This window comes from Streptomyces sp. NBC_00236, from assembly GCF_036195045.1.
Taxonomy (GTDB): Bacteria; Actinomycetota; Actinomycetes; order Streptomycetales; family Streptomycetaceae; genus Streptomyces.
Genome location: NZ_CP108100.1, coordinates 6,093,213 through 6,116,651, shown reverse-complemented (window position 1 = coordinate 6,116,651; position 23,439 = coordinate 6,093,213). Strand labels below are relative to the sequence as shown.

19 protein-coding genes are annotated in these 23,439 nt (G+C 70.7%); 6 read left to right on the top strand and 13 right to left on the bottom strand.

The window, feature by feature from the left end:
* Nucleotides 1-81 precede the first annotated feature (81 nt).
* Together OG446_RS27465 and OG446_RS27460 are read right to left on the bottom strand one after the other, a co-directional pair.
* Nucleotides 82-1,170: a branched-chain amino acid aminotransferase gene (locus tag OG446_RS27465; RefSeq protein ID WP_328896530.1), complete on the bottom strand. Its 1,089-nt coding sequence runs from the start codon at nucleotides 1,168-1,170 to the stop codon at nucleotides 82-84.
* 242 nt (nucleotides 1,171-1,412) lie between these two features.
* Nucleotides 1,413-2,453 carry a 3-isopropylmalate dehydrogenase gene (locus OG446_RS27460; protein WP_328896529.1) on the bottom strand — a complete coding sequence of 347 codons (1,041 nt, stop codon included), beginning with the start codon at nucleotides 2,451-2,453 and terminating at the stop codon, nucleotides 1,413-1,415.
* Nucleotides 2,454-2,583: 130 nt separating this feature from the next.
* Here OG446_RS27460 and OG446_RS27455 point away from each other — a divergent pair, with 130 nt between their 5' ends.
* Nucleotides 2,584-4,155, top strand: a complete 1,572-nt coding sequence (locus tag OG446_RS27455) for a purple acid phosphatase family protein (protein ID WP_328896528.1) — start codon at nucleotides 2,584-2,586, stop codon at nucleotides 4,153-4,155.
* Nucleotides 4,156-4,378: 223 nt separating this feature from the next.
* On the opposite strand, the gene OG446_RS27450 is transcribed toward OG446_RS27455, so the two are convergent.
* Both OG446_RS27450 and OG446_RS27445 read right to left on the bottom strand, forming a co-directional pair.
* Nucleotides 4,379-4,510, bottom strand: a complete 132-nt coding sequence (locus OG446_RS27450) for a hypothetical protein (RefSeq protein WP_261991728.1) — start codon at nucleotides 4,508-4,510, stop codon at nucleotides 4,379-4,381.
* Between the two features lie 259 nt (nucleotides 4,511-4,769).
* On the bottom strand, nucleotides 4,770-5,654 hold the full coding sequence (locus tag OG446_RS27445; RefSeq protein ID WP_328896527.1) for a LysR family transcriptional regulator: 885 nt from the start codon (nucleotides 5,652-5,654) through the stop codon (nucleotides 4,770-4,772).
* Between the two features lie 117 nt (nucleotides 5,655-5,771).
* Here OG446_RS27445 and OG446_RS27440 point away from each other — a divergent pair, with 117 nt between their 5' ends.
* Nucleotides 5,772-6,800 carry an NADP-dependent oxidoreductase gene (locus OG446_RS27440; protein WP_328896526.1) on the top strand — a complete coding sequence of 343 codons (1,029 nt, stop codon included), beginning with the start codon at nucleotides 5,772-5,774 and terminating at the stop codon, nucleotides 6,798-6,800.
* A 12-nt stretch (nucleotides 6,801-6,812) separates the two neighbouring features.
* Here OG446_RS27440 and OG446_RS27435 read toward each other — a convergent pair whose 3' ends face one another.
* The gene (locus OG446_RS27435) at nucleotides 6,813-7,370 is read right to left on the bottom strand and encodes a GNAT family N-acetyltransferase (RefSeq protein ID WP_328896525.1); all 558 of its coding nucleotides are present in this window, start codon (nucleotides 7,368-7,370) and stop codon (nucleotides 6,813-6,815) included.
* A 100-nt stretch (nucleotides 7,371-7,470) separates the two neighbouring features.
* On the opposite strand from OG446_RS27435, the gene OG446_RS27430 reads away from it, so the two are divergent.
* The 3 genes from OG446_RS27430 to OG446_RS27420 are packed head-to-tail and all read left to right on the top strand — an operon-like array spanning nucleotide 7,471 to nucleotide 10,105.
* A complete protein-coding gene (locus tag OG446_RS27430) occupies nucleotides 7,471-8,043 on the top strand; it encodes a CDP-alcohol phosphatidyltransferase family protein (protein ID WP_328896524.1) in 573 nt (190 codons plus the stop codon).
* Entirely contained in the window at nucleotides 8,040-8,903 is an 864-nt protein-coding gene (locus OG446_RS27425; protein ID WP_328896523.1) for a phosphatidate cytidylyltransferase, read from the top strand. The genes OG446_RS27430 and OG446_RS27425 overlap by 4 nt, the downstream gene beginning before the upstream one ends.
* Nucleotides 8,900-10,105, top strand: coding sequence for a lysophospholipid acyltransferase family protein (locus tag OG446_RS27420; RefSeq protein WP_328896522.1), 1,206 nt, complete (start codon nucleotides 8,900-8,902; stop codon nucleotides 10,103-10,105). Before OG446_RS27425 ends, OG446_RS27420 begins: the two co-directional genes overlap by 4 nt.
* A 139-nt stretch (nucleotides 10,106-10,244) precedes the next feature.
* On the opposite strand, the gene pruA is transcribed toward OG446_RS27420, so the two are convergent.
* Both pruA and OG446_RS27410 read right to left on the bottom strand, forming a co-directional pair.
* Nucleotides 10,245-11,876 carry an L-glutamate gamma-semialdehyde dehydrogenase gene (gene pruA / locus OG446_RS27415; RefSeq protein ID WP_328896521.1) on the bottom strand — a complete coding sequence of 544 codons (1,632 nt, stop codon included), beginning with the start codon at nucleotides 11,874-11,876 and terminating at the stop codon, nucleotides 10,245-10,247.
* 37 nt (nucleotides 11,877-11,913) lie between these two features.
* Nucleotides 11,914-12,840: a proline dehydrogenase family protein gene (locus OG446_RS27410; protein WP_328896520.1), complete on the bottom strand. Its 927-nt coding sequence runs from the start codon at nucleotides 12,838-12,840 to the stop codon at nucleotides 11,914-11,916.
* A gap of 190 nt (nucleotides 12,841-13,030) precedes the next feature.
* Here OG446_RS27410 and OG446_RS27405 point away from each other — a divergent pair, with 190 nt between their 5' ends.
* The gene (locus tag OG446_RS27405; protein ID WP_328896519.1) at nucleotides 13,031-14,173 is read left to right on the top strand and encodes a PucR family transcriptional regulator; all 1,143 of its coding nucleotides are present in this window, start codon (nucleotides 13,031-13,033) and stop codon (nucleotides 14,171-14,173) included.
* Between the two features lie 28 nt (nucleotides 14,174-14,201).
* Here OG446_RS27405 and OG446_RS27400 read toward each other — a convergent pair whose 3' ends face one another.
* The 6 genes from OG446_RS27400 to OG446_RS27375 form a co-directional block, all read right to left on the bottom strand.
* On the bottom strand, nucleotides 14,202-14,807 hold the full coding sequence (locus OG446_RS27400; protein WP_328896518.1) for a TetR/AcrR family transcriptional regulator: 606 nt from the start codon (nucleotides 14,805-14,807) through the stop codon (nucleotides 14,202-14,204).
* A 78-nt stretch (nucleotides 14,808-14,885) separates the two neighbouring features.
* Nucleotides 14,886-16,478 carry a phosphoglycerate dehydrogenase gene (gene serA, locus OG446_RS27395; RefSeq protein ID WP_328896517.1) on the bottom strand — a complete coding sequence of 531 codons (1,593 nt, stop codon included), beginning with the start codon at nucleotides 16,476-16,478 and terminating at the stop codon, nucleotides 14,886-14,888.
* A 273-nt stretch (nucleotides 16,479-16,751) separates the two neighbouring features.
* Entirely contained in the window at nucleotides 16,752-17,753 is a 1,002-nt protein-coding gene (ilvC, locus tag OG446_RS27390) for a ketol-acid reductoisomerase (RefSeq protein ID WP_328896516.1), read from the bottom strand.
* Nucleotides 17,754-17,861: 108 nt separating this feature from the next.
* Complete coding sequence (gene ilvN / locus OG446_RS27385) at nucleotides 17,862-18,389, bottom strand: acetolactate synthase small subunit (protein ID WP_328896515.1); 528 nt, start codon at nucleotides 18,387-18,389, stop codon at nucleotides 17,862-17,864.
* Nucleotides 18,390-18,412: 23 nt separating this feature from the next.
* Entirely contained in the window at nucleotides 18,413-20,269 is a 1,857-nt protein-coding gene (locus OG446_RS27380) for an acetolactate synthase large subunit (RefSeq protein WP_328896514.1), read from the bottom strand.
* A 217-nt stretch (nucleotides 20,270-20,486) separates the two neighbouring features.
* Nucleotides 20,487-23,324 carry a putative bifunctional diguanylate cyclase/phosphodiesterase gene (locus OG446_RS27375; RefSeq protein ID WP_443050237.1) on the bottom strand — a complete coding sequence of 946 codons (2,838 nt, stop codon included), beginning with the start codon at nucleotides 23,322-23,324 and terminating at the stop codon, nucleotides 20,487-20,489.
* Nucleotides 23,325-23,439: the final 115 nt, after the last annotated feature.

Genomic DNA, 23,439 nt, shown 5'->3' with positions numbered 1-23,439 from the left:
TTTGAGTGGTGCTCTAAAGGTGACACACGAAAAGGGCCGCGCCCGGCGGACGCGGCCCTTCTGCGCAGAGCGACTGTGCGACTAGCCGAGCGGGTGCATCCAGCCGTGGGTGTCCTCGGCGGTACCGCGCTGGATGTCCAGCAGGCGCTCGCGCAGCCGCATGGTGACCGGGCCCGGCGTGCCGTCGCCCTGGGTCCACTCGCCGCCCGCGCTCTTCACGACGCCGACCGGGGTGATGACGGCGGCGGTGCCGCAGGCGAAGACCTCGGTGAGGGTGCCGTTCGCGGTGTCGTCGCGCCACTGGTCGATGGAGACGCGGCTCTCCTCGGGCTCGTAGCCGAGGTCCGCGGCGAGCTTGAGCAGCGAGTCACGCGTGATGCCCGCGAGCAGGGAGCCGGTGAGGGCCGGGGTGACGATCTTGTTCCCGTACACGAAGTACAGGTTCATCCCGCCGAGCTCCTCGACCCACTTGTGCTCGACGGCGTCGAGGTAGGCCACCTGGTCGCAGCCCTTGGCGGCGGCCTCGGCCTGGGCGAGGAGGGACGCGGCGTAGTTGCCGCCGGTCTTGGCGTCACCCATGCCACCGGGGACGGCGCGCACCCGGTCCTCGGACAGCCAGATCGAGACGGGCTTCACACCGCCGGGGAAGTAGGCGCCGGCCGGCGAGGCGATGACGAGGAAGAGGTACTCGTTGGACGGGCGGACCCCGAGCCCGACCTCCGTCGCGATCATGAAGGGTCGCAGGTACAGGGACTCCTCGCCGCCATGGGCCGGGACCCAGGCCGCGTCCTGCTGGACGAGCGCGTCGCAGGCCGCGACGAACGTCTCCACGGGCAGCTCCGGCATGGCCAGCCGGTTCGCGGAGCGCTGGAAGCGCTCCGCGTTGGCCTCGGGGCGGAAGGTGGCGACCGTGCCGTCGGGCTGGCGGTAGGCCTTGAGACCCTCGAAGATCTCCTGGCCGTAGTGCAGCGTCATGTTGGCGGGGTCGATCGACAGCGGCGCGTACGGGACGAGCTGGGCGTCGTGCCAGCCGCGGCCTTCGGTCCACTTGATCGTCACCATGTGGTCGGTGAAGTAGCGGCCGAATCCGGGCTTGACCAGGATCGCCTCGCGCTCCGCGTCGGACAGCGGGTTCGAGGAGGGCTTGAGCTCGATCGTGGGCGTCGTCATGAGTGCGTGTCCTTCACCGGTTTTGTGTGTGTAGGACCACGCCCACGCCAGCTCCTGCCGGACAGGTGCCAGGACGTCCGAGCTTCGCGGCAAGCCACGGTCCCGTTCGATTATCTCTCGCGGGAGGCCGTGCACGAAATGACGTGTATGCGGTCCAGGGTTCGATGGTGACACCCGGGGCCGCACAGGAGAAGCCGCCGGGTGCGTGTGCGACCCGGCGGCTTCGTAAGGGAGTCGTCGGATCAGCCCGCTACGCGTACCGCGAGCGCGTCGCCGATCTCGTCGGTCGTACGGGCATTCCCGTCGCGCTCCGCGAGGTCGGCGGAGACGGCTTCCTCGATGCGCACGGCCTGGGCCTCGTAGCCGAGGTGGCGCAGCAGGAGGGCGACGGAGAGGATCGTGGCGGTCGGGTCGGCCTTGCCCTGGCCCGCGATGTCGGGGGCAGAGCCGTGGACCGGCTCGAACATCGACGGGAAGGCGCCCGTCGGGTTGATGTTGCCGGAGGCGGCCAGGCCGATGCCGCCGGAGACGGCCGCGGCGAGGTCGGTGAGGATGTCACCGAAGAGGTTGTCGGTGACGATGACGTCGAAGCGCTCCGGCTGGGTGACGAAGAAGATCGTCGCGGCGTCGACGTGCAGGTAGTCGGTGGTGACCTGGGGGTACTCGGCCGCGACCTTGTCGAAGGTGTTCTTCCACAGGTGGCCCGCGTAGACGAGGACGTTGTTCTTGTGGACCAGCGTCAGCTTCTTGCGCGGCCGGGCGGCGGCACGCTCGAAGGCGTCACGGACGACGCGCTCGACACCGAAGGCGGTGTTGAGGCTGACCTCGGTGGCGACCTCGTGCTCCGTACCGGTGCGCAGCGAACCGCCGTTGCCGGTGTACGGGCCCTCGGTGCCCTCGCGGACGACGACGAAGTCGATGTCCGGACGGCCGGCCAGCGGGGTGTCGGTGTTCGGGAACAGCTTCGACGGCCGCAGGTTGATGTAGTGGTCGAAGGCGAAGCGCAGCTTCAGCAGCAGCCCGCGCTCCAGAACGCCGGAGGGCACGGACGGGTCACCGATCGCACCGAGCAGGATGGCGTCGTGGCCCTTGAGGGCCTCCAGCTCCGCGTCCGGGAGGGTTTCACCGGTGCGGTGCCAGCGCTGGGCGCCGAGGTCGTACTGCTTGGTCTCCAGCTTCACATCCTGCGGGAGGACAGCGTTGAGGACCTTGAGTCCCTGGGCCACGACCTCCTGGCCGATGCCGTCACCGGGGATCACTGCGAGATTGATGCTGGGTGCCATGTCCGGCACGATACTGCGCGTCCCACCCCATGACATGTCACGTCCACCATACGGACACATGGGCAGCTGTACGTGTACCGTTCACCTACTCGACGGAATGCCGTCAGGGAGCGGGTGGAGGTTGGCGCCCATGGACCTCCCCCGCTTCGGTATCCCCGACAAGCTCGCCGACCGCATGAGCATGGCCGAGCAGCACGACTACCTCCGCACCCGGCTGACGCGACGCGGTGTGCTGCGTACGGGTGTGGCGACCGCGGCCGTGGCCGGTACGGGCCTCGGCGCCTCGCTCGCCTCGTCCCCCGCCTACGCGGCACCGTCGGTGATCACCTCGCACAGCTCCACCCGGGTGGACGGTTCGCTGGTCGCACCGTTCGGCCGGCACCTGGCCTACGGCGCCGACCCGAAGACGCGGATGACGGTCTCCTGGCAGGTCCCGTTCGCCGTGCGCCGCCCGTACATCCGGATCGGCCTCAAGCCGTGGGCGCTGAGCCGGAAGATCGACGCCGAGGTGCGCCACCTGACGACGCCGCTGCTGAACGACGGCAAGATCGCGGCCGCCGAGCAGTTCTACGTACACGCGGCCCTGGAGCGGCTGAAGCCCGGCACGACCTACTACTACGGCGTCGGCCACGACGGCTTCGACCCTGCCGACCCCCGCAACCTGGGCACGCTCGGCACCTTCACCACCGCTCCCTCGCGCGCCGCGAAGTTCACCTTCACCGCCTTCGGCGACCAGGGCGTCAGCTACCACGCGCTCGGCAACGACCAGCTGATCCTGGGCCAGAACCCGGCCTTCCACCTGCACGCGGGCGACATCTGCTACGCCGACCCGTCCGGCTCCGGCCGGACGAGCGACACGTACGACGCGCGCACCTGGGACCAGTTCCTGGCGCAGACCGAGACGGTCTCCAAGACGGTGCCGTGGATGGTGACGACCGGCAACCACGACATGGAGGCCTGGTACTCACCGGACGGCTACGGCGGCCAGAACGCCCGCTGGACCCTGCCGGACAACGGCCCGGACCCGGTGAACCAGCCCGGCGCGTACTCCTTCGTGCACGGCAACGTGGGCGTGATCGCGCTCGACGCCAACGACGTCTCGTACGAGATCCCCGCCAACTTCGGCATCAGCGACGGCAAGCAGACCCGCTGGCTGGACCGGCGCCTGGGCGAACTGCGGGCCCGCCACGACATCGACTTCCTGGTGGTCTTCTTCCACCACTGCGCCTTCTCCACGACGAACGCGCACGCCTCGGACGGCGGGGTGCGGGACGCCTGGGTGCCGCTCTTCGAGAAGCACCAGGTGGACCTGGTCATCAACGGGCACAACCACGTCTACGAGCGCACCGACGCGATCATGCGGAACGAGGTCCGGCGCAAGGTGCCGATCGGCGAGCGCACCGACCCGACGCGGGACGGCATCGTGTACGTCACCGCGGGTGGTGCGGGCAAGGCGCTGTACGACTTCCCCGTGCCGGACAGCTATGAGGGCCATGTCGCGGACCGGGACAGCGTGGACACGTACCACGTGGTCAAGGGCGGCGGGAAGGCCGTCGAGACCGTGGAGTGGTCGCGGGTGCGCTACACCGGCTTCTCGTTCCTCGCGGTGGAGGTGGAGGCCGGACGCGACGCACGGATGAAGGTCACCGCGCTCGCCGAGTCGGGCGAGCGCATCGACCACTTCGAGATCAGCCGCGGTTGACAGGCCTGCACGTTCGAGGGCCGGTCTCGGCTGAGAGGCAGGCACGTTCGAGGCCGGTCGCGGATGACGGTCAGCGTCTCCGAGGCCGGTCGCGGATGACGGTCGACGCCTCCGGGATCGGTCGCGGATGACGGTCAGCGCCTCCGAGGCCGGTCGCGGATGACGGTCGACGCCTCCGGGATCGGTCGCGGATGAGCGCCGCCCGCCGGCGAACGGCCCCGGTTCAGTGACCGGTGGAGCCGCCGTTGTCCCTGCGGTCCAGCGCCCGCTGCAGGGCGGCGGCGGCATTCTGCCGCTCCGACTCGGTCGGGCGGTGGGTGTGACGGACGCGGCGGCGGACAGTGGTCTCGGCCATGGTGGATCGACTCCTTGAGATCGCGAGGATTTCGAGATCGAAAAATCGTGAACGTGATGTCGAGATCAGGGATTTCGAGGTGCCGGAAGGGGCGGGGAGCAGGCGCCGCAGGGGTTGCCTGCTTCGGGGCGCGCGCTCACGACCGCCAGTCGCTTGATCTAGCGAGACGTTCGGCTTCTACAAAGCTAAGGCAGCCCTGCCGGTCTGTCTCCACAATTACTCGGACTTCCTACTATCTGAGACGGAGGTTTACGCCGGCTCACCCCCCGCTCACTCTCAGCTCCCTGATGAGTGCCCGGACAACGAGCGATCGTCCCAGCTCAGGGGTGGTGACGTAGCCCACTGAACGCGTCGGCCGCTCCGGACCGAGCGCGGTGATCGCGACCGTGTCCGGTGCTCCTTCCAGGGACAGTTCGGGCATGATCGCCATCCCGAGACCACGGGCCACCATCGAGAGCACCGCTCCGTCGTCCTCCGCCTCCATCGTCGCCGGGGGAATCCAGTCCTGGGCCGCCCACCACTCACGGGTGTACGAGGTGCAGCTCTCCGCCCAGTCGAGCAGCGGGAGCGTCCGCGGCGCCGGATGACCGGCCGGGTGCACCAGGGCGTACGCCTCCTCCCGCAGCACTCCCCCGACCAGTTCCCTCGGTACGGGGGAACTGGCGCCGATCGTCGCGATCCCCAGGTCCGCACGGCCGTCCAGAACCTCGCCGGCGGTCCCCCGTCCCACTTCCCGGACCACCCGCACCCTTGGCTCGATCCCCGGGTGGCGGGCCCTGAGCCGTTCCAGGGCGGGCGGCAGCAGATGGAGGGCGGCGCTGCGGAAGGCCGCGATCCGCAGCGGCCCGGCCGGCACGCCCTCTCCCCCGGCTACGGCCGCCGCCGCTCGCGCCTCGGAGCCCATGACCTCCAGCAGCCGCAGCACGCGCCGGGCGTGTGCGACGGTGCTCGCACCCGCGGCGGTGGGCCGGGCGCCCTTCCGGCCGCGGTCGAAGAGGACCGCCCCGATCCTTCCCTCACTGGTCCGGATCGCGTGGGAGACGGCCGACTGGGTCATGTCCAGCGCGGCCGCGGCACCGGAGAAACTGCCCGCGCTCTCGACCGCGACGATGATCCGCAGCTCGTGCGGGCTCAGATCGGTCATGGTGTGGATCCCCCCTCGTTCCCCGTTCCCGTTTCCATGAACGGCGTTCATGGAAACGGTCTTTCCATCGACGCAACCCTCTGCCGGGCGGTTCGATTCCTTCCTACCGTCACTGCCATGACGACGACACGCACGGCCCGCTCCTTCCAGCTGACCGCCCGCCCCACGGGATTCCCCACACCCGGCCTCTTCTCCCTGGCCGAGGCCCCGGCCCCTGCCCCCGGCCCGGGCGAGGCCCTGGTGGAGAACCTCTACCTCTCCGTGGACCCGTACCACCGCGAGGAGATGGACGGCGGCTGGGAGCTGAACACCCCGCTGGAGGGCCGCGCGATCGGCCGGGTCATCGACTCCCGCGACCCCGCTCTCGCCGAGGGCGACCTGGTCTTCCACCGGTACGGCTGGCGCACCCACGCCCTGGTCACGGCCGGCGTCCACGGCACCCGCAAGCTCCCCTCGTACGACGGGGTGCCGCTGACCGCCCATCTCTCGATCCTCGGCGGCACGGGCCTGACGGCCTATGTGTCGCTCACCCGCACGCTGGAGTTGAGGGCGGGCGAGGACCTGTTCGTCTCCGCCGCCGCGGGCGGCGTCGGCACGGCGGTGGGCCGGATCGCCCGGCTCCTCGGCGCCGGACGGATCGTCGGCAGCGCGGGCTCGGCCGCGAAGGTCGCCCGGCTGACCGGTGCACTCGGTTTCGACGCGGCCTTCGACTACCACGACGGGCCCGTCGGTGAACTCCTGGCGAAGGCCGCCCCGGACGGCATCGACGTGGCCGTCGACAACGTGGGCGGGGACCACCTGGAAGCCGCGATCTCGGCGCTCCGCGACCACGGCCGGATCGCCTGGGTCGGCGCCATCGCCCAGTACCACTCCGCGGGCCGGCCGCCCGCGGCCCCGCGCAACCTCTTCGACGTGGTGGAGAAGAGTCTGCGACTCGAAGGTGTCCTGGTCCGCAACCACACGGACGCACAGGGCGAGTTGGAGGACCTGCTCGTCCCGCATCTGCAGAGCGGTCTGATCACCCCCGACGTCACGGTCGTCGACGGCTTCGAGCGGACCGTCGACGGCTTCCTGGGAATGCTGCGGGGCGAGAACACCGGCAAGATGCTGATCCGCACCGGCGCGGAGAACCGGTCCGACGGCTGAGGACGCGGAACCTCACAACACGTCCCCGTCCCGCCAGTCGAAGACCAGTACCTCAGCGGCGGGCGCCCCGCTCGACGGAACCGCGGCGCCAGCGACCCCCCGGACGTACGTGCTGCCCTCCTCCTCCGCCAGCCGCTCCACCCCGTGCGGCCCCTGCACCGCGATCCGCCCCGGCCACACCGTCCAGCCGCGTCCGGCGTACAGGGCGGCTCCGGCGGCCGACGCGGACAGCGCCCCGAAGGCGTAGGCCCCGTCGACGACCTCCTCCAGTGCCGCCATGACCTGCCCGCCGAGCCCCTCCCGCCGCCGGTCGGCACGGACGGCGACGCCCTCCACGTAACCGACCCGGCGGGAGCGGCCCGCGTGGACCACCCGCCGCTGCACGACGCTGCCGTGCGCGAGCAGCCCGCTCGCATCGCGTACGCGGACGTGGATGCCGCCGAGTGTGTGGTCCCAGTCGTCCTCGCTGAACGTGCCCGCGAACGCGGTGTCCAGGAAGGCGTGGATCTCGTCGAGGGCGGCCGGGGCCAGCCGGCAGGTGTGCGCGGTGTGCAGGGTCGGATCGGTCATGCTCCCCAGCCTCCCAGGCACCTCCTCCACCAGGTACTCAGCCGCCATTTGAGTACCCGGGCCGTGTCGAAAGACTGTGCGGCGGACAAGAGTTGGCCCCATGAACGGCCTCTACGCTCTCAAGCCCTGGTACGCGGACCGGCTCTCCGGTCTCCGCGCCTCGTTGGTCCGCCGTGAGGTGTCGCCCGACACCCTCACCGCCGCCGGCGTCGTCGCCGCGGCCGGCGGCGCAGCCGCACTCGCCTGGCTGCCCACCGGAATCGCCGCGCTTCCGGTCGCCGTACTGCTCGCGGCCCGGCTCGCCTTCGCCAACCTGGACGGCGCACTGGCCCGCGACACGGGCCGCACGACGCGGCGCGGCGCGGTGCTCAACGAGCTCGGCGACCGCGTCGCGGACCTGGTCGTCCTGGCGGGCTTCCTGGCGCTCGCCCCGCTGTGGCTGGTGGCCGTCACCGCGCTCGCGGCGACGCTGCCCTCCTGGGTGTCACTGGCCGGGGCCGCGGCCGGGGCGCCCCGGCGCAACGGCGGACCGGTCGGCAAGACCGAGCGCTGTCTGCTGGTCGTGGTCGCCGCGGCGAGCGGCTGGAACGTACCGGTACTGATCGTGATCGCCGTCGGCTCGCTGCTCACGGCGGCGCTCCGGCTGGCCGGGCTGTGGAGGGAACTGGCATGAGCGCCGTACTGATCGCCGAGGAGGCCGCCGTGCGGGCGGTTCCACTGGTCGCGGGTGTGCTGGGGGCGGGCGGGGTCGCGGTCGCGGTCCTTCCTTCGAAGGTACGGATGCGAGCCGAACTGCGCAGGCGGTGGCGGACCTGGGCGCTGGTCGCGCCGGTGTTCCTGGGGGCGTACTTCCTGGGCGGCGGCGGTACGTACGCGCTCGCAGCGGGGCTCGGGGTGATCGCGGCGAGCGAGTTCGTCCGGATGGCGGGGCTGAAGCGCGGCGACCATGTGGTGCTGGCGGCCGCCGCAGTCGTCCTCCCGGCGGTGGCCTGGCTGGCTCCGGACCTTCTGGACCTGCGGATGGCGGCGCTGCTGCTGGTCGCGTCCGCGCTGCCGTCCGTGCTGGCCGGGGACGACCGCTCGGGCTTCACCCGCACCGCCAGGACCGCGTTCGGGCTGCTGTGGATCCCCGTCGCGCTGACCGGTCTGGTGACGCTCGGCGAGACGGCTGTGGCGGTGGGCCTCGCGGTGGCGCTGGGCGATGTCGGCGCCTGGTGCGGCGGCACGGCGCTGGGCCGGCGCGGCCCGCTCGCCCGGCCGCTGTCACCGCTCTCCCCCAACAAGACCTGGGCGGGCGTGCTCGGCGCGGCCGTCGCGACGGCCGGACTCCTGCTCGCGCTCGGCGAGTTCAGCCTCCCGCTGTGGGCGGCGGTGATCGGCGGCTGTGTGCTCGGCGATCTGATCGAGTCCATGGTCAAGCGCGAGTCGGGGGTCAAGGACGCGGGCAGCTGGCTGCCCGGCTTCGGCGGCCTGCTCGACCGGATCGACTCCCTGCTGGTGGCCCTTCTCCTGGCGACGGTGATGACGCGATGAGTACGCTCCTGAACATCCCTGCCCGAGCCGTGCTCCCGCGCCGCTCCCGTCTCGGCGCCGTGCTCCGGCGCGGACTGTGGTGGGGCGTGCTCAGCCTCACCGGCGGGGTCGAACGGCGTGGCCGGCTGCCGCGCGGCGGCTGTGTGGTGGTCGCCAACCACTCCTCGCACGCGGACACCGCGGCCCTCCTCGCGGCGCTCGACGCCCGGCACAGCCCGGCGATCGGGGCAGCGGCCGACTACTGGTTCGCCTCCCCCTGGCGCCGGCGGATCTGCCGCAGGCTGGCGTCCGGCTTCCCCGTGCGGCGGGGCGGCGGCGGTATGGAGGACCTGCTCACGATGGCCGGTGAACTGCGGGCGGGCCGCGCGGTCGTGCTGTTCCCCGAGGGCACCCGGGCGGAGGACGGCACGCTGGGGTCCTTCCACCGGGGCGCGCTGGTCCTGGCCGAGGAGGCGGGGGTGCCGGTGGTGCCGGTGGGGATCGCGGGCACGGACCGGCTGCTGCCGAAGCACGGGCGGCTGCGTTCGGCGCTGGTCCGGGTGACGATCGGTGAACCGCTGCCGTCCGCCGTGTCCCCGGAGGAGGCGCGCGACGCGGTGGTGGCGCTGCACGCGCGTACGGTCGCCGAGCCGCTCAGGGACTCCGCGACGCGGCGCCGGGTGGCGGCGGTCGTCACCTCGCGCTGGGGTGTGCCGCTGGCGTTCTGCTGGGCGTTCGCGGAGGCGCTGAGCTGGCCGCTGATGCCGGAGCTGCTGCTGGGCGCGGTGTGTGTGGCGGTGCCGCGCGCCGCCCTCAGGATGTCCCTGGGCGCACTGGCCGGCAGCCTGGCGGGCGGCCTGCTGGCACTGCACCTGGCGTCGGCGGGCGTTCACCTGCCCGCGCCGCTGACGACGGACCGGATGCGGGCGGAGGTCCGGCACGAACTGGCCCTGGAGGGCGCGTCCGCGGTGCGCCACCAGCCGTGGAACGGCATCCCGTTCAAGGTGTACGGCGCCGAAGCGGGCCGCGCCGACGTCCCCGCGCTCGACTGGCTCACCGCGTCGGCGGCGGCCCGCGGCTCACGCACCCTGACGGTGGGCCTCGCCTTCGCGGGCTTCGGCCTCCTCATGCGCCGCCACCGCCGCCAGTACGGCCGTTACCTGGCGCTGCTGGGCGGCGGGTTCGCGGCGGGGCTGTCGCTGATCGTGCACGGGTGGGGCTGAACCGGCGGCAGGGGAAATGGAAACCGCCTCCCGACCGGCAGGGGAACCGGGCGGGAGGCGGAGTACGTGGCGGGGCGCCGGGAGGGCGGCGCCCCGCAGGAAGGAGGGTGGCGGGTGTCCGAGGCCCACCCGCCACCTCTCAGCCCTGGTGGGGGTAGGTGTACTCGGTCGGCGGGACCAGCGTCTCCTTGATGGCCCGGGTCAGGGTCCAGCGCTGGAGGTTCTGCGGGGCGCCCGCCTTGTCGTTCGTACCCGAGGCACGGCCGCCGCCGAAGGGCTGCTGGCCGACGACGGCGCCGGTCGACTTGTCGTTGATGTAGAAGTTGCCCGCGGCGTACCGCAGCTTCTCCATCGTGTACGCGGCCGCGGCACGGTCGTTGGCGATGACGGAACCGGTCAGGGCGTAGTCGGAGACCGACTCCATCTGCTCCAGCATCTCGTCGAACTTGTCGTCCTCGTAGACGTGGACGGCGAGGATGGGGCCGAAGTACTCGGTCGTGAAGACCTCGTTCTCGGGGTCGCTGCACTCGATGACGGTCGGGCGGACGAAGTAGCCCACCGAGTCGTCGTACGTGCCGCCCGCGATGATCGTGCACGCCGGGTCGGCCGCGGCGCGGTCGATGGCGGCCTTGTTCTTCGCGAACGAGCGGTCGTCGATGACGGCACCCATGAAGTGCGACAGGTCGGTGACGTCGCCCATGGTGATGGAGTCGACCTCGGCCGCGAACTTCTCCTTGAAACCGGAGTTCCAGATGGAGGCCGGGACGTAGGCGCGCGAGGACGCCGAGCACTTCTGGCCCTGGTACTCGAAGGAGCCGCGGGTCAGCGCGGTCTTCAGGACCGCGTGGTCGGCCGACGGGTGGGCGACGACGAAGTCCTTGCCGCCGGTCTCGCCGACGAGCCGCGGGTAGGTGCGGTAGTTGGCGATGTTGTTGCCGACCGTCTTCCACAGGTGCTGGAAGGTGGGGGTCGAGCCGGTGAAGTGGATACCGGCCAGGTCGCGGTGGTTCAGGGCCACCTCGGAGACGGCGATGCCGTCGCCGGTCACCAGGTTGATGACGCCCTTGGGCAGACCGGCCTCCTCCAGGAGCTGCATCAGCAGCACGGCGGCGTGGGTCTGCGTCGGGGACGGCTTCCAGACCACCACGTTGCCCATGAGGGCGGGGGCGGTGGGCAGGTTGGCCGCGATGGCCGAGAAGTTGAACGGCGTGATCGCGTAGACGAAGCCCTCCAGCGGGCGGTGGTCCATGCGGTTCCACACGCCGGCGGAGTTCGCCGGAGGCTGCTCGGCCAGGATCTGGCGCGCGTAGTGCACGTTGAAGCGCCAGAAGTCGACGAGCTCACAGGGGCAGTCGATCTCGGCCTGCTGGGCGGTCTTGCCCTGGCCGAGCATCGTGGAGGCGGCCAGCGTCTCGCGCCAGGGGCCGGAGAGCAGCTCGGCGGCGCGCAGGATGATGGCGGCACGGTCGTCGAAGGCCATCGCGCGCCAGGCGGGGGCGGCGGCGAGGGCGGCGTCGATCGCGTCCTGCGCGTCCTGCTCGGTGGCGCCGGCGAAGGTGCCGATGACGGCCTTGTGGTTGTGGGGCTGGACGACGTCGAAGCGCTCGCCGCCACCCATCCGCTTCTCGCCGCCGATGGTCATCGGCAGGTCGATCGGGTTCTGGCTGAGCTCCTTGAGCTTCGCCTCCAGGCGGGCGCGCTCCGGGGAGCCCGGGGCGTAGGAGTGGACCGGCTCGTTGACCGGCGCGGGGACCTGGGTGACAGCGTCCATGGTTTCCGTGGCTCCTTGAGTAGAGAGGTGGAGGGGCTCAGCCCTTGGTGAGGATGGAGCGGCCGAAGAACAGCAGGTTGGCCGGCTTCTCCGCGAGGCGGCGCATGAAGTAGCCGTACCAGTCGGTGCCGTACGCGGTGTAGACACGCATGCGGTGGCCCTCGGCCGCGAGCCGGATGTGCTCGTCGCTGCGGATGCCGTACAGCATCTGGAACTCGTACTCGTCGAGCTTGCGGCCTGCCTTGCGGCCCAGCTCCTGGGCGATGGCGATCAGGCGGGGGTCGTGGGACCCGATCATCGGGTAGCCCTCGCCCTCCATCAGGGTCTTCAGGATGCGGACGTACGCCTTGTCGATCTCGGCCTTGTCCTGGTACGCGACCGAGGCGGGCTCCTTGTAGGCGCCCTTGACGATGCGCACCCGACTGCCTGCGGCGGCCAGGCGGCGGGCGTCGTCCTCGGTGCGGAAGAGGTAGGCCTGGATGACGCACCCGGTCTGCGGGTGGTCCTTCCGCAGCTCCTCGTGGATGGCGAACATCGAGTCGAGGGTGGTGTGGTCCTCTGCGTCCAGGGTGACCGTGGTGCCGATCGCGGCGGCGGCCTCGACGACCGGCCGGACGTTGGCGAGGGCCAGCTCGTGGCCTCCGTCCAGTGCCTGGCCGAACATGGAGAGCTTGACGGACATCTCCGCCTTCGTGCCCAGGCCGAGCTTCTCCAGGCGGCCGATGAGCTCCAGGTAGGCGTCGCGCGCGGCGGCGGCCTGCTCGGGGGTGGTGATGTCCTCGCCGACCACGTCGAGGGTGACTTCGAGGCCCTTGTCGGCGGCGTCCTCGATGATCGGGACGACCTGCTCGACCGTCTCACCGGCGATGAACCGGTCGACGACCTGCTTCGTGCCCGGCGCTGCCGAGATGAAACGACGCATCTTGTCGCTGCGTGACGCGGCGAGAATCACGGGACCCAGCACGGGGCACCTCCACGGAAAGTACGAACGAAGGCCGAACCGCCGGTAAGTGCCCGAAAGGGAACAGAAGCGGTACAGCACGGAGAACCACCGTGAAATCTAAGGATCCCTCCGATCCTGTGCCATCGACAGCTGTCACGCATCCGTGCCCTGGATCTCAGACATATGTCTGAAGGGGTGCGAGAATGGCCGGGTGAAGGGCGATTACCAGGAGCTGGTCGACGAGATCTCCGCGCTGCTCGGCGTCCCCGCGACGCTGGAGAACCGCGATTTCGGCCTGGTCGCCTTCGGGGCCCACGACAGCGACGACGACACGGCGATGGACCCGGTCCGTACCCGTTCGATCCTGACCCGCCGCTCGACCCCGGCGGTCCGTGCCTGGTTCGAGAACTTCGGCATCACCCGCGCCACCGGCCCCGTCCGCATCCCTGCCGCCCCGGAGGCCGGTGTCTACCGGGGCCGGATCTGTCTTCCCGTACGCCATCGGGGTGTCGTGCTCGGGTACGTATGGCTGCTGGACGCCGACCCCGGGCCGACCGATCGGCAGCTCGACGCGGCGATGGACGTGGCGGCCCGGATCGGTGCGCTGCTCTCCGACGAGGCGCGGGCGGGCACCGATCTGTCCCGGGAGTTCGGGGCGGTCCTCACGGCGGGGCGCGGCTGGCAGCGTGACATGGCGGTGGCCGCGCTCGCCGAGGCGCTCGGGCCGGACGCGGAGGGGCTGCACACCGTGGTGTGCGTGACCCCGTGGCCGGACGACCCGCCGTCGGTGGGGACGGTGCCGTCGGCTGCGGCCCTGTCCGGTGCCCCTTCACCGGGCGGTACGGGAGGCCCGGCCCTGGCCGCGCTGGTCCGGCTGCGGTCGCACGACGTCCTGGACCCGGCCCTCACCGCCGCCGCCCGGCTGCGCACCACGGCGGGGCCCGGTGCCACCGCGGGGATCGCGGTACCCCGCCGCGGCCTGGCGGAACTGGCGGACGCCTGGCACGAGGCATCGGCCGCGGCCCGGGCGGCCGCGGCGGAGAAGCGGTTCGGCCCGGTCGCCGAGTGGTCGGCCATCGGCCCGTACCGCGTGCTGACCGCGCTCGCCCCGGACACCCAGCCGGACCATGCGGTCCGCCCGCTGCTCACCCCGGCGCAACGGGACCTCGCGCGTACTGCCGAGGTGTTCCTCGACTGCGCGGGCCAGGCGTCCCGGACCGCGGCCGAACTGGGTATCCACCGGCAGACGCTGTACTACCGCCTCTCCCGGGTCCAGCAGCTCACCGGCCTGGATCTGAACGACGGCGAGGACCGGCTGCTGCTGCACATGGCGTTGAAGGCCGCCCGGCTCTGAGCCGGCCGGTCCCCGGGGCGGGCAGTGCTCAGTGGGGGGCGTCCGGAGCCGCGGCGTCGGCCCGCCCCTCCAGGACCGCCTTCAGGCCGTCCGTCAGGTCCTGGGCCGAGGGCGCCGAGTCGCGGTCCATCATCCACTGGACCATGACCCCGGCGAGCAGCGCCTGACAGAACAGGCCGGCCACCCGCGCCTTCTCGGGTTCGGTCTCCGGGTCGATGCCCAGCATGTTCTCCGCGAGCCCGTTCCGGCCCTCGCGCTGCGGACCGGCCAGGGCCTTCTGCAGTTCGGGGTCGGTGTCGATCCTGGAGATGACCTCCATCTGGAGCTGCCAGACCGACCGGGTCTGCTCGTAGCTGCCGATCACCCGCTCCCAGGTTTCGCGGAACTGGTCGAGCGGGGCCCGGGGATCGTCTTCGACGGCCCTCTCGGGTTCATCCGTCAGCACGTCGCCCCACTCCTCCGTCACCTTGATGAAGGCGAGGTTGAGCAGGGCCTCCTTGGAGCCGTAGTGATAGCCGATGGACGCCAGGTTCGTACCGGAGGCGGCCACGATGTCGCGTGCCGTCGTCCGGGCATACCCCTTCTCCAGCAGGCAGCGCTTCGCGCCTTCGAGCAGATCCTCACGATGTCCCATGACAGCAGCGTACCCGGCACACAGACGCGCGTGTAAGACACACGTCTAGATGCCGGGTACGGAGACTGCGGGACGGACTCAGTCGGTCAGGTTCACCGAACGGGCCGAGGCCGCGCCGATCTCGGCCGAGATCTCGGTCAGCACCGACGCCGGGACGTCGTCGTCCACGGTGAGGACGACCAGCGCCTCGCCGCCCACGTCGGCCCGGGAGACCTGCATGCCCGCGATGTTCAGCCCGGCCTCGCCGAGGATCTTGCCGACCGCGCCGACGACGCCGGGACGGTCCTGGTAGCGCAGCACGACCATGTGGTCGGCCAGCGCCAGGTCCACGTCGTGCTCGCCGATCGCGACGATCTTCTGGAGGTGCTTGGGACCGGCCAGCGTGCCGGACACCGCGACCTCCTGGCCGTCGGCCAGCGTGCCGCGGACCGTGACCACGTTGCGGTGGTCGGGCGACTCGGAGCTGGTGGTCAGACGGACCTCGACACCGCGCTCCTGCGCGAACAGCGGGGCGTTGACGTACGACACGGTCTCGTCGACGACGTCCTCGAAGACGCCCTTGAGCGCGGAGAGTTCGAGCACCTTCACGTCGTGCTGGGTGATCTCGCCGTACACCTCGACGTCGAGACGGGCCGCGACCTCGCCCGCGAGCGCGGTGAAGATCCGGCCGAGCTTCTCGGCGAGCGGCAGGCCGGGACGGACGTCCTCGGCGATGACGCCACCCTGGACGTTGACCGCGTCCGGCACGAGCTCACCGGCGAGCGCGAGGCGCACCGACTTGGCGACCGCGATACCGGCCTTCTCCTGGGCCTCGTCCGTGGAGGCGCCGAGGTGCGGGGTGCAGACGACCTGGTCGAACTGGAACAGCGGGGAGTCCGTGCAGGGCTCCTTGGTGTACACGTCGAGACCGGCGCCCGCGACGCGGCCCTCCTTGAGTGCGGAGGCGAGCGCCTCCTCGTCGACGATGCCGCCGCGCGCGGCGTTGACGATGCGCACCGAGGGCTTCACCTTGTGCAGCGCCTCGTCACCGATCAGGCCGAGCGTCTCCGGGGTCTTGGGGAGGTGCACGGTGATGAAGTCGGAGACCTCCAGCAGCTCGTCCAGCGAGAGGAGCTTGACGCCCATCTGCGCGGCACGCGCGGGCTGGACGTAGGGGTCGTACGCGACGATCTTCATGCCGAAGGCCGACATGCGCTGGGCGACCAGGACACCGATGCGGCCGAGGCCGACGACGCCGAGGGTCTTCTCGCTCAGCTCGACGCCGGTGTACTTGGAGCGCTTCCACTCGCCGTTCTTGAGCGCGGTGTTGGCCTGGGGGATGTTGCGCGCCGTGGCGACGAGCAGACCGCAGGCGAGCTCGGCGGCGGTGACGATGTTGGAGGTCGGTGCGTTCACGACCATCACGCCGGCCTTGGTGGCCGAGGAGACGTCGACGTTGTCCAGACCGACGCCCGCGCGGGCGACGACCCTCAGCTTCTTCGCGGCGGCGATGGCCTCGGCGTCGACCTTGGTGGCGGAGCGCACCAGGATGGCGTCGACATCGGCGATGGCGGGGAGGAGCTCGGCGCGGTCCGCGCCGTTGCAGTGCCGGATCTCGAAGTCCGGTCCCAGGGCGTCCACCGTGGCGGGCGACAGCTCTTCAGCGATGAGTACGACAGGTTTCGAGCTCACGTGAGTCCTCACAGATCCAGTGCGGACGGCCGTCCCGACGGCCGCAGGCGGTGGAGGGGCTTGCCGCGTGGAAGACGCACGACACTGTGGGCCTGACGCGTGTATGTGTGGAGAAGTGTAGTCATGCGCGACGACGCATTCTGCGCCCCGTTGGAAGGATCACCCACAAGAGGCTGGACGACTTGTACACACGTACGACGCCGCCTCTTCCAGCGGTGAAGCAGGAACAACGCCTGAGGGGCGGGTCCGGGACCCGCCCCTCAGGCATCGGTGTTACGCGTCGTCGTCGTTGACCCAGCTCATGAGCTTGCGGAGCTCACGGCCGGTGGTCTCCAGCAGGTGGTCGCTGTCGGCCTTCTTGTACTCGTTGTACTTGGGCAGACCGTTGTGGTACTCGGCCATCCAGGCGTTGGCGAAGGTGCCGTCCTGGATCTCGGTGAGGACCTTCTTCATCTCGGCCTTGGTGTCGGCCGTGATGATCCGCGGGCCGGTGACGTAGTCGCCCCACTCGGCGGTCTCCGAGATCGACCAGCGCATCTTCTCCAGGCCGCCCTCGTACATGAGGTCCACGATGAGCTTCAGCTCGTGGAGGCACTCGAAGTACGCGATCTCCGGCTGGTAGCCGGCCTCGGTCAGGGTCTCGAAACCGGCCTTGACCAGAGCGGCGGTGCCACCGCAGAGAACGGCCTGCTCACCGAACAGGTCGGTCTCGGTCTCCTCCGTGAAGGTCGTCTTGATGACGCCGGCCCGGGTGCCGCCGATGCCCTTGGCGTACGACAGGGCGAGCTCCAGGCCCTTGCCCGAGGCGTCCTGCTCGACGGCCACGATGCACGGAACGCCGCGGCCCTCCTCGTACTGACGGCGGACCAGGTGGCCCGGGCCCTTGGGGGCGACCATGCAGACGTCGACGCCGGCCGGCGGCTTGATGAAGCCGAAGCGGATGTTCAGACCGTGGCCGAAGAACAGCGCGTCGCCGTCCTTGAGGTTGTCCTTGACGGACTCCTCGTAGACCTGGGCCTGGATCGGGTCCGGAACCAGGATCATGATGACGTCGGCCTCGGCGGCGGCCTCGGCCGGGGTCACCACGCGCAGGCCCTGCTCCTCGGCCTTGGCCTTGGACTTGGAGCCCTCGTGCAGACCGACACGGACGTCGACACCCGAGTCGCGCAGCGACAGCGCGTGGGCGTGGCCCTGGCTGCCGTAGCCGAGAACCGCGACCTTGCGGCCCTGGATGATGGACAGGTCGGCATCGTCGTCGTAGAACATCTCGGCCACTGGGTCTTCTCCTTGGTGTGCAGGTGTTGCGTCCCACCGTACGGCGGGGTGCGTCAGTTACGTTTTCGGGTCTCGCCATGCGAGCGGCGCGGCGTGACCCGGAATGATTTATGCCGTGCGGTCGAGGGCGCGCAGTGACCGGTCGGTGATCGAGCGCGCGCCGCGCCCTATGGCGATGGTGCCGGACTGGACGAGCTCCTTGATGCCGTACTGCTCCAGCATCTTGAGCATCGCCTCCAGCTTGTCGGAGCCGCCGGTCGCCTCGATGGTGACGGCCTCCGGGGAGACGTCCACGGTCTTGGCGCGGAACAGCTGGACGATCTCGACGATCTGGGAGCGGGTCTCGCTGTCGGCGCGGACCTTCACCAGGACGAGCTCACGCTGGATCGCAGCGGCCGGCTCGAGTTCGACGATCTTCAGGACGTTGACCAGCTTGTTGAGCTGCTTGGTCACCTGCTCCAGGGGCAGGCCCTCGACATTCACCACAATGGTGATGCGGGAGATGTCGGGATGCTCGGTGGTACCGACCGCGAGCGAGTCGATGTTGAAACCGCGGCGGGAGAACAGGGCGGTGATCCGGGCGAGGACACCGGGCTTGTTCTCGACCAGGACGGAGAGCGTGTGCTTGGTGGACATGTGAGTCGGTCTCTCTCTGTCTCTCAGTCGTCTTCGTTGTCGCCGAAGTCGGGGCGGACACCGCGCGCTGCCATGACCTCGTCGTTGGAGGTGCCGGCGGCGACCATCGGCCACACCATGGCGTCCTCGTGGACGATGAAGTCGATGACGACCGGCCGGTCGTTGACCGCGTTGGCCTCGGCGATGACCTTGTCCAGGTCGGCCGGGTCCTCGCAGCGGATCGCGTAGCAGCCCATGGCCTCGGACAGCTTCACGAAGTCGGGCACCCGGGTGCCCTTGGCCGCGTTGCCGTCCGTGTCGGCACCGGAGTGCAGCACGGTGTTGGAGTACCGCTGGTTGTAGAACAGGGTCTGCCACTGGCGGACCATCCCGAGCGCGCCGTTGTTGATGATGGCGACCTTGATCGGGATGTTGTTGAGCGCGCAGGTGGTGAGTTCCTGGTTGGTCATCTGGAAGCAGCCGTCGCCGTCGATCGCCCAGACCGTGCGGTCGGGCATGCCCGCCTTGGCGCCCATCGCGGCGGGGACCGCGTAGCCCATCGTGCCCGCACCGCCGGAGTTCAGCCAGGTGGCGGGCTGCTCGTACTGGATGAAGTGCGAGGCCCACATCTGGTGCTGGCCGACGCCCGCGGCGAAGATCGTGTCCGGCGGGGCGAGTTCGCCGATGCGCTGGATGACCTGCTGCGGCGAGAGGCTGCCGTCCTCCGGCAGGTCGTACCCGACCGGGTAGGTCTCGCGCCAGCGGTTGAGGTCCTTCCACCAGGCGCTGTAGTCGCCCGTGTTGCCCTCGGTGTGCTCGGCCTGGACCGCCTGGACCAGGTCGGCGATGACCTCGCGGGCGTCACCGACGATCGGGACGTCGGCGGCACGGTTCTTGCCGATCTCCGCCGGGTCGATGTCCGCGTGGACGATCTTGGCGTACGGGGCGAAGCTGTCCAGCTTGCCGGTGACCCGGTCGTCGAACCGGGCGCCGAGGGCGACGATCAGGTCGGCCTTCTGCAGCGCGGTGACGGCGGTGACCGAACCGTGCATGCCGGGCATTCCCACGTGCAGCGGGTGGCTGTCGGGGAAGGAGCCGAGCGCCATCAGTGTGGTGGTGACGGGCGCTCCGGTGAGCTCGGCCAGGACCTTCAGCTCGGCTGTGGCGCCGGCCTTCATGACGCCCCCGCCGACGTACAGCACCGGGCGTGCGGCCTGCGCGATGAGCTTGGCGGCCTCACGGATCTGCTTGGCGTGCGGCTTGGTCACCGGGCGGTAGCCCGGCAGGTCCATGACCGGCGGCCAGCTGAAGGTGGTCTTCGACTGGAGGGCGTCCTTGGCGATGTCGACCAGGACCGGGCCCGGACGGCCGGTGGAGGCGATGTGGAAGGCCTCCGCGATCGTGTGCGCGATGTCCTCGGCGCGGGTGACCAGGAAGTTGTGCTTGGTGATCGGCATCGTGATGCCGCAGATGTCGGCTTCCTGGAAGGCGTCCGTACCGATGGCACCGGAGGCCACCTGGCCGGTGATGGCGACCATGGGCACGGAGTCCATGGCCGCGTCGGCGATGGGGGTGACCAGGTTGGTGGCGCCCGGGCCCGAGGTGACCATGCAGACGCCGACCTTGCCGGTGGCCTGCGCGTAACCGGTGGCCGCGTGACCCGCGCCCTGCTCGTGGCGGACCAGGATGTGGCGGACCCGGGTGGAGTCCATCAGCGGGTCGTACGCCGGGAGGATGCAACCGCCAGGGAGGCCGAATACGGTGTCGGCCCCGACTTCCTCGAGAGAACGGATGAGGGACTGCGCGCCCGTGACGTGCTCAACGGTGGCGGACGACGATCCGCCGTTACGGGCCCGCGGCTGGGGATGGTGGGCCCCGGTGGCCTGCTCGGTCATCGGCATTCTCTTCTCGAAGCTGAGGGTTTTTGCGAGTGTTTTGCGATGGTTTGCGTGGTGCCGGTGCAACAAAAAACCCCTCGTGCCGTGAGGCAAGCGAGGGGAGCGCGTCGGTGCGGTCTGCAGAGTGTCATCGAGGAACTCTGCTTCAGCCGACGCGCTTTCCAAGTACGAGAATTCGGGTGCGCATGGCATTGACCCTCTCTCCGACGCACTCGACGTGTCAAGTGGGTGGGACGGGCGTCTCAGCATGTGAGCCGGACAGGAGGGGGATGGAGCCGCCCGCGAGAACCGGCTGAACGGCCGGACTGCCGGGCACCGGGAACTCGCCGCGGACCAGGGCGCGGCGCAGCCGGTACTCGTCCAGCGGCCCGGAGAAGGCCATTCCCTGGCCGTGCGTACAGCCCATGGCGCGCAGGGCGAGGACCTGTTCGGGGACGTCGACACCGTCGGCCACGGACTGCATGCCGAGGTCGCAGGCGATCCGCAGCAGCCCGCTGGTGATCTTGTGCAGCCGGGCGGACTCGACGACACCCTCCACCAGCCCGCGGTCCAGTTTCAGTACGTCGATGGGGAGCCGGCGCAGGGCGTTGATCGCGGCGTAGCCGCTGCCGAAGCCGTCGAGCGCGATGCGTACGCCGAGACGCCGGAGGGCTACCAGGCGCTGCTCCAGTTCGTCGAAGGGGACCCGGGGGTCACTGTCGGCGACCTCGATCATCAGGGCCCCGGACGGCAGCCCGTACCGCGTCAGCAGCGCCTCGACGGAGCCGAACGGCGTGCCCTTGTCGAGCAGCCTGCGGGCGGAGAGCCGGACGGCGACGGAGACCTGGTGGCCGGCCCTGGAACGGTCGGCGGCCTGCTCGACGGCCTCTTCGAGGAGCCAGCGGCCGAGTTCCGCGGTGCGGTCGCTGTCCTCGGCGACACGGAGGAACTCGGCGGGCGTGAAGAGGATGCCCTGGGCGGAGCGCCAGCGGGCCTGGGCGGCGACGGCGGCGACGGTGCCGCTGGCCAGATGGACCACGGGCTGGTGCAGCAGCGCGAACTCGCCGTCCCGCAGGGCGGTGCGCAGCCGGGCCGCCAGCTCGGAACGGCGCACCACCTCGGCCTGCATCTGCGGGGCGTACAGCTCGACGCGGTCCTTGCCGCCCGCCTTGGCTCGGTACATGGCCAGGTCGGCGTTGCGCATGAGGTCGTTGGGGGTGATGCCGGGCTCGGCGAAGGCGACGCCGATGGACGCGGTGACCCGCACCTCGCCGGCGCCGATGCGGTAGGGCTGGGAGAGCGTGAGGCGCAGCCGGTCGGCGATCTCGTGGACCTGGTACTCACGGGCCGTCTGGTCGCGTCCGCCGTCGCCGACGATGAGGGCGGCGAACTCGTCCCCGCCGAGGCGGGCGGCGGTGTCCCCCGCGCGCACGGATTCCTGGAGGCGGCGGGCGGCCTGGATCAGGAGCTCGTCGCCCGCCTGGTGGCCGAACCGGTCGTTGGCCGCCTTGAAGCCGTCCAGGTCGATGAAGAGCACGGCGGTTCCCGCGTCGCCCGCGCGCCGGCCGCTGAGGGCCCGGCTGACCCGGTCGGTGAAGAGCGCGCGGTTGGGCAGGTCGGTGAGTGGGTCGTGCTCCGCGTTGTGCTGTAACTGGGCCTGCAGGCGGACCCGTTCGGTCACGTCGCGGCTGTTGAGGATCAGGCCGCCCTGGTGACGGTTGACGGTGGACTCGACGTTCAGCCATTCGCCGCTGCCGGAGCGGAAGCGGCACTCGATGCGGGTGGTGGGTTCCTCACCCGGCGGGGCGGCGAGGAACTTCCGCACTTCGTGGACCACCCGGCCGAGGTCGTCGGGATGGATGATCGAGGAGAGCTCGGCGCCGACGAGGTCGTCCGCCTCGCGCCCGTAGACACCGGCGGCGGCGGGGCTGACGTAGCGGAGTATGCCGGTCGGGGCGGCGATCATGATGACGTCGCTGGAGCCCTGCACCAGGGAGCGGAAGTGGTTCTCCTTCTGGGCCAGTTCCTGGGTGAGGGCGATGTTGTCGACGAGCATGATGCCCTGCCGCACGACCAGCGCGAGCACCACCGTGCACCCGGTGAAGACCACGACACGGTCCACCCGGCGGCCCTCGATGACGTTGTAGAGAATGCCCAGCGTGCAGACGGCTGCGGCCAGATACGGCGTGAGCGCGGCCAGCGAACCGGAGATGGGGCGGCTGGTGGTACGGGGCACGGGCCGGTCGGCGTCGTCGTCGGCGTCGCCGCGGGCGACGCCCCAGGGGGCGTACGCGAGGAGCAGCGAACCGGCGAACCAGCCGGCGTCGAGCAACTGGCCGGACTGGTAGGTCTGGCGCAGCAGGGGCGAGGTGAACAGCGCGTCGCACAGGACGGTGAGGGCCAGGGCGGCGATGGCCGTGTTCACCGCGGCACGGTTGACGCTGGAGCGCCGGAAGTGCAGGGCGAGCACCATCGAGACCAGCACGATGTCGAGCAGCGGGTAGGCCAGTGAGAGAGCCGCGCGTGCCACGCTTGCGCCCTCCACGTCCGCCACGTGCGCGGTGTGGGCGAGGGCGAGGCTCCAGGAGAGCGTGAGGAGCGATCCGCCGATCAGCCAGGAGTCGAGAACCAGACAGACCCAGCCGGCCCGGGTGACGGGGCGTTTGGCGAGGACGAGCAGCCCCACGATGGCGGGCGGCGCGAAGCACAGGAAGAAGAGGTCGGCCAGGGAGGGGCTGGGCACCTCGACCTCGCGCACGCACTCGTACCAGCCCCAGACCGCGTTGCCCGCCGCGGCCATCAGGGAGGAGAGCGAGAACAGCAGCCAGGCCGGCCGGAACCTGTTGTCGGCCGAGCGCGCGAACAGGAAGCAGGAGACGGCGGCGATCAGGGCGGCCGCACTCAGGCCGAAGTCCCCCATGAACAGGGCGAGTCGCTCCGATCCCCAGCCCACGGCCGCACCCACCGCGTATCCGGCGCAGACGAGTCCGATGAGGAGCCGCGGGATGATCGCGGGCGCCCGGGCGACGGCAGGCCGACGGGCCAGGAAGGCCGCGCGGGCGCTCGCCGGCGCGGTCACCGGGGTGCCCCCGATGTCGCCGGACGGCCGCGGCGCCGGCGCACCGGACGCACGTGCGGCAGCCGCCGGCCGCTCTGTCGTGTGGGATCGCTCACCCATCGGCCGTACATCGCCC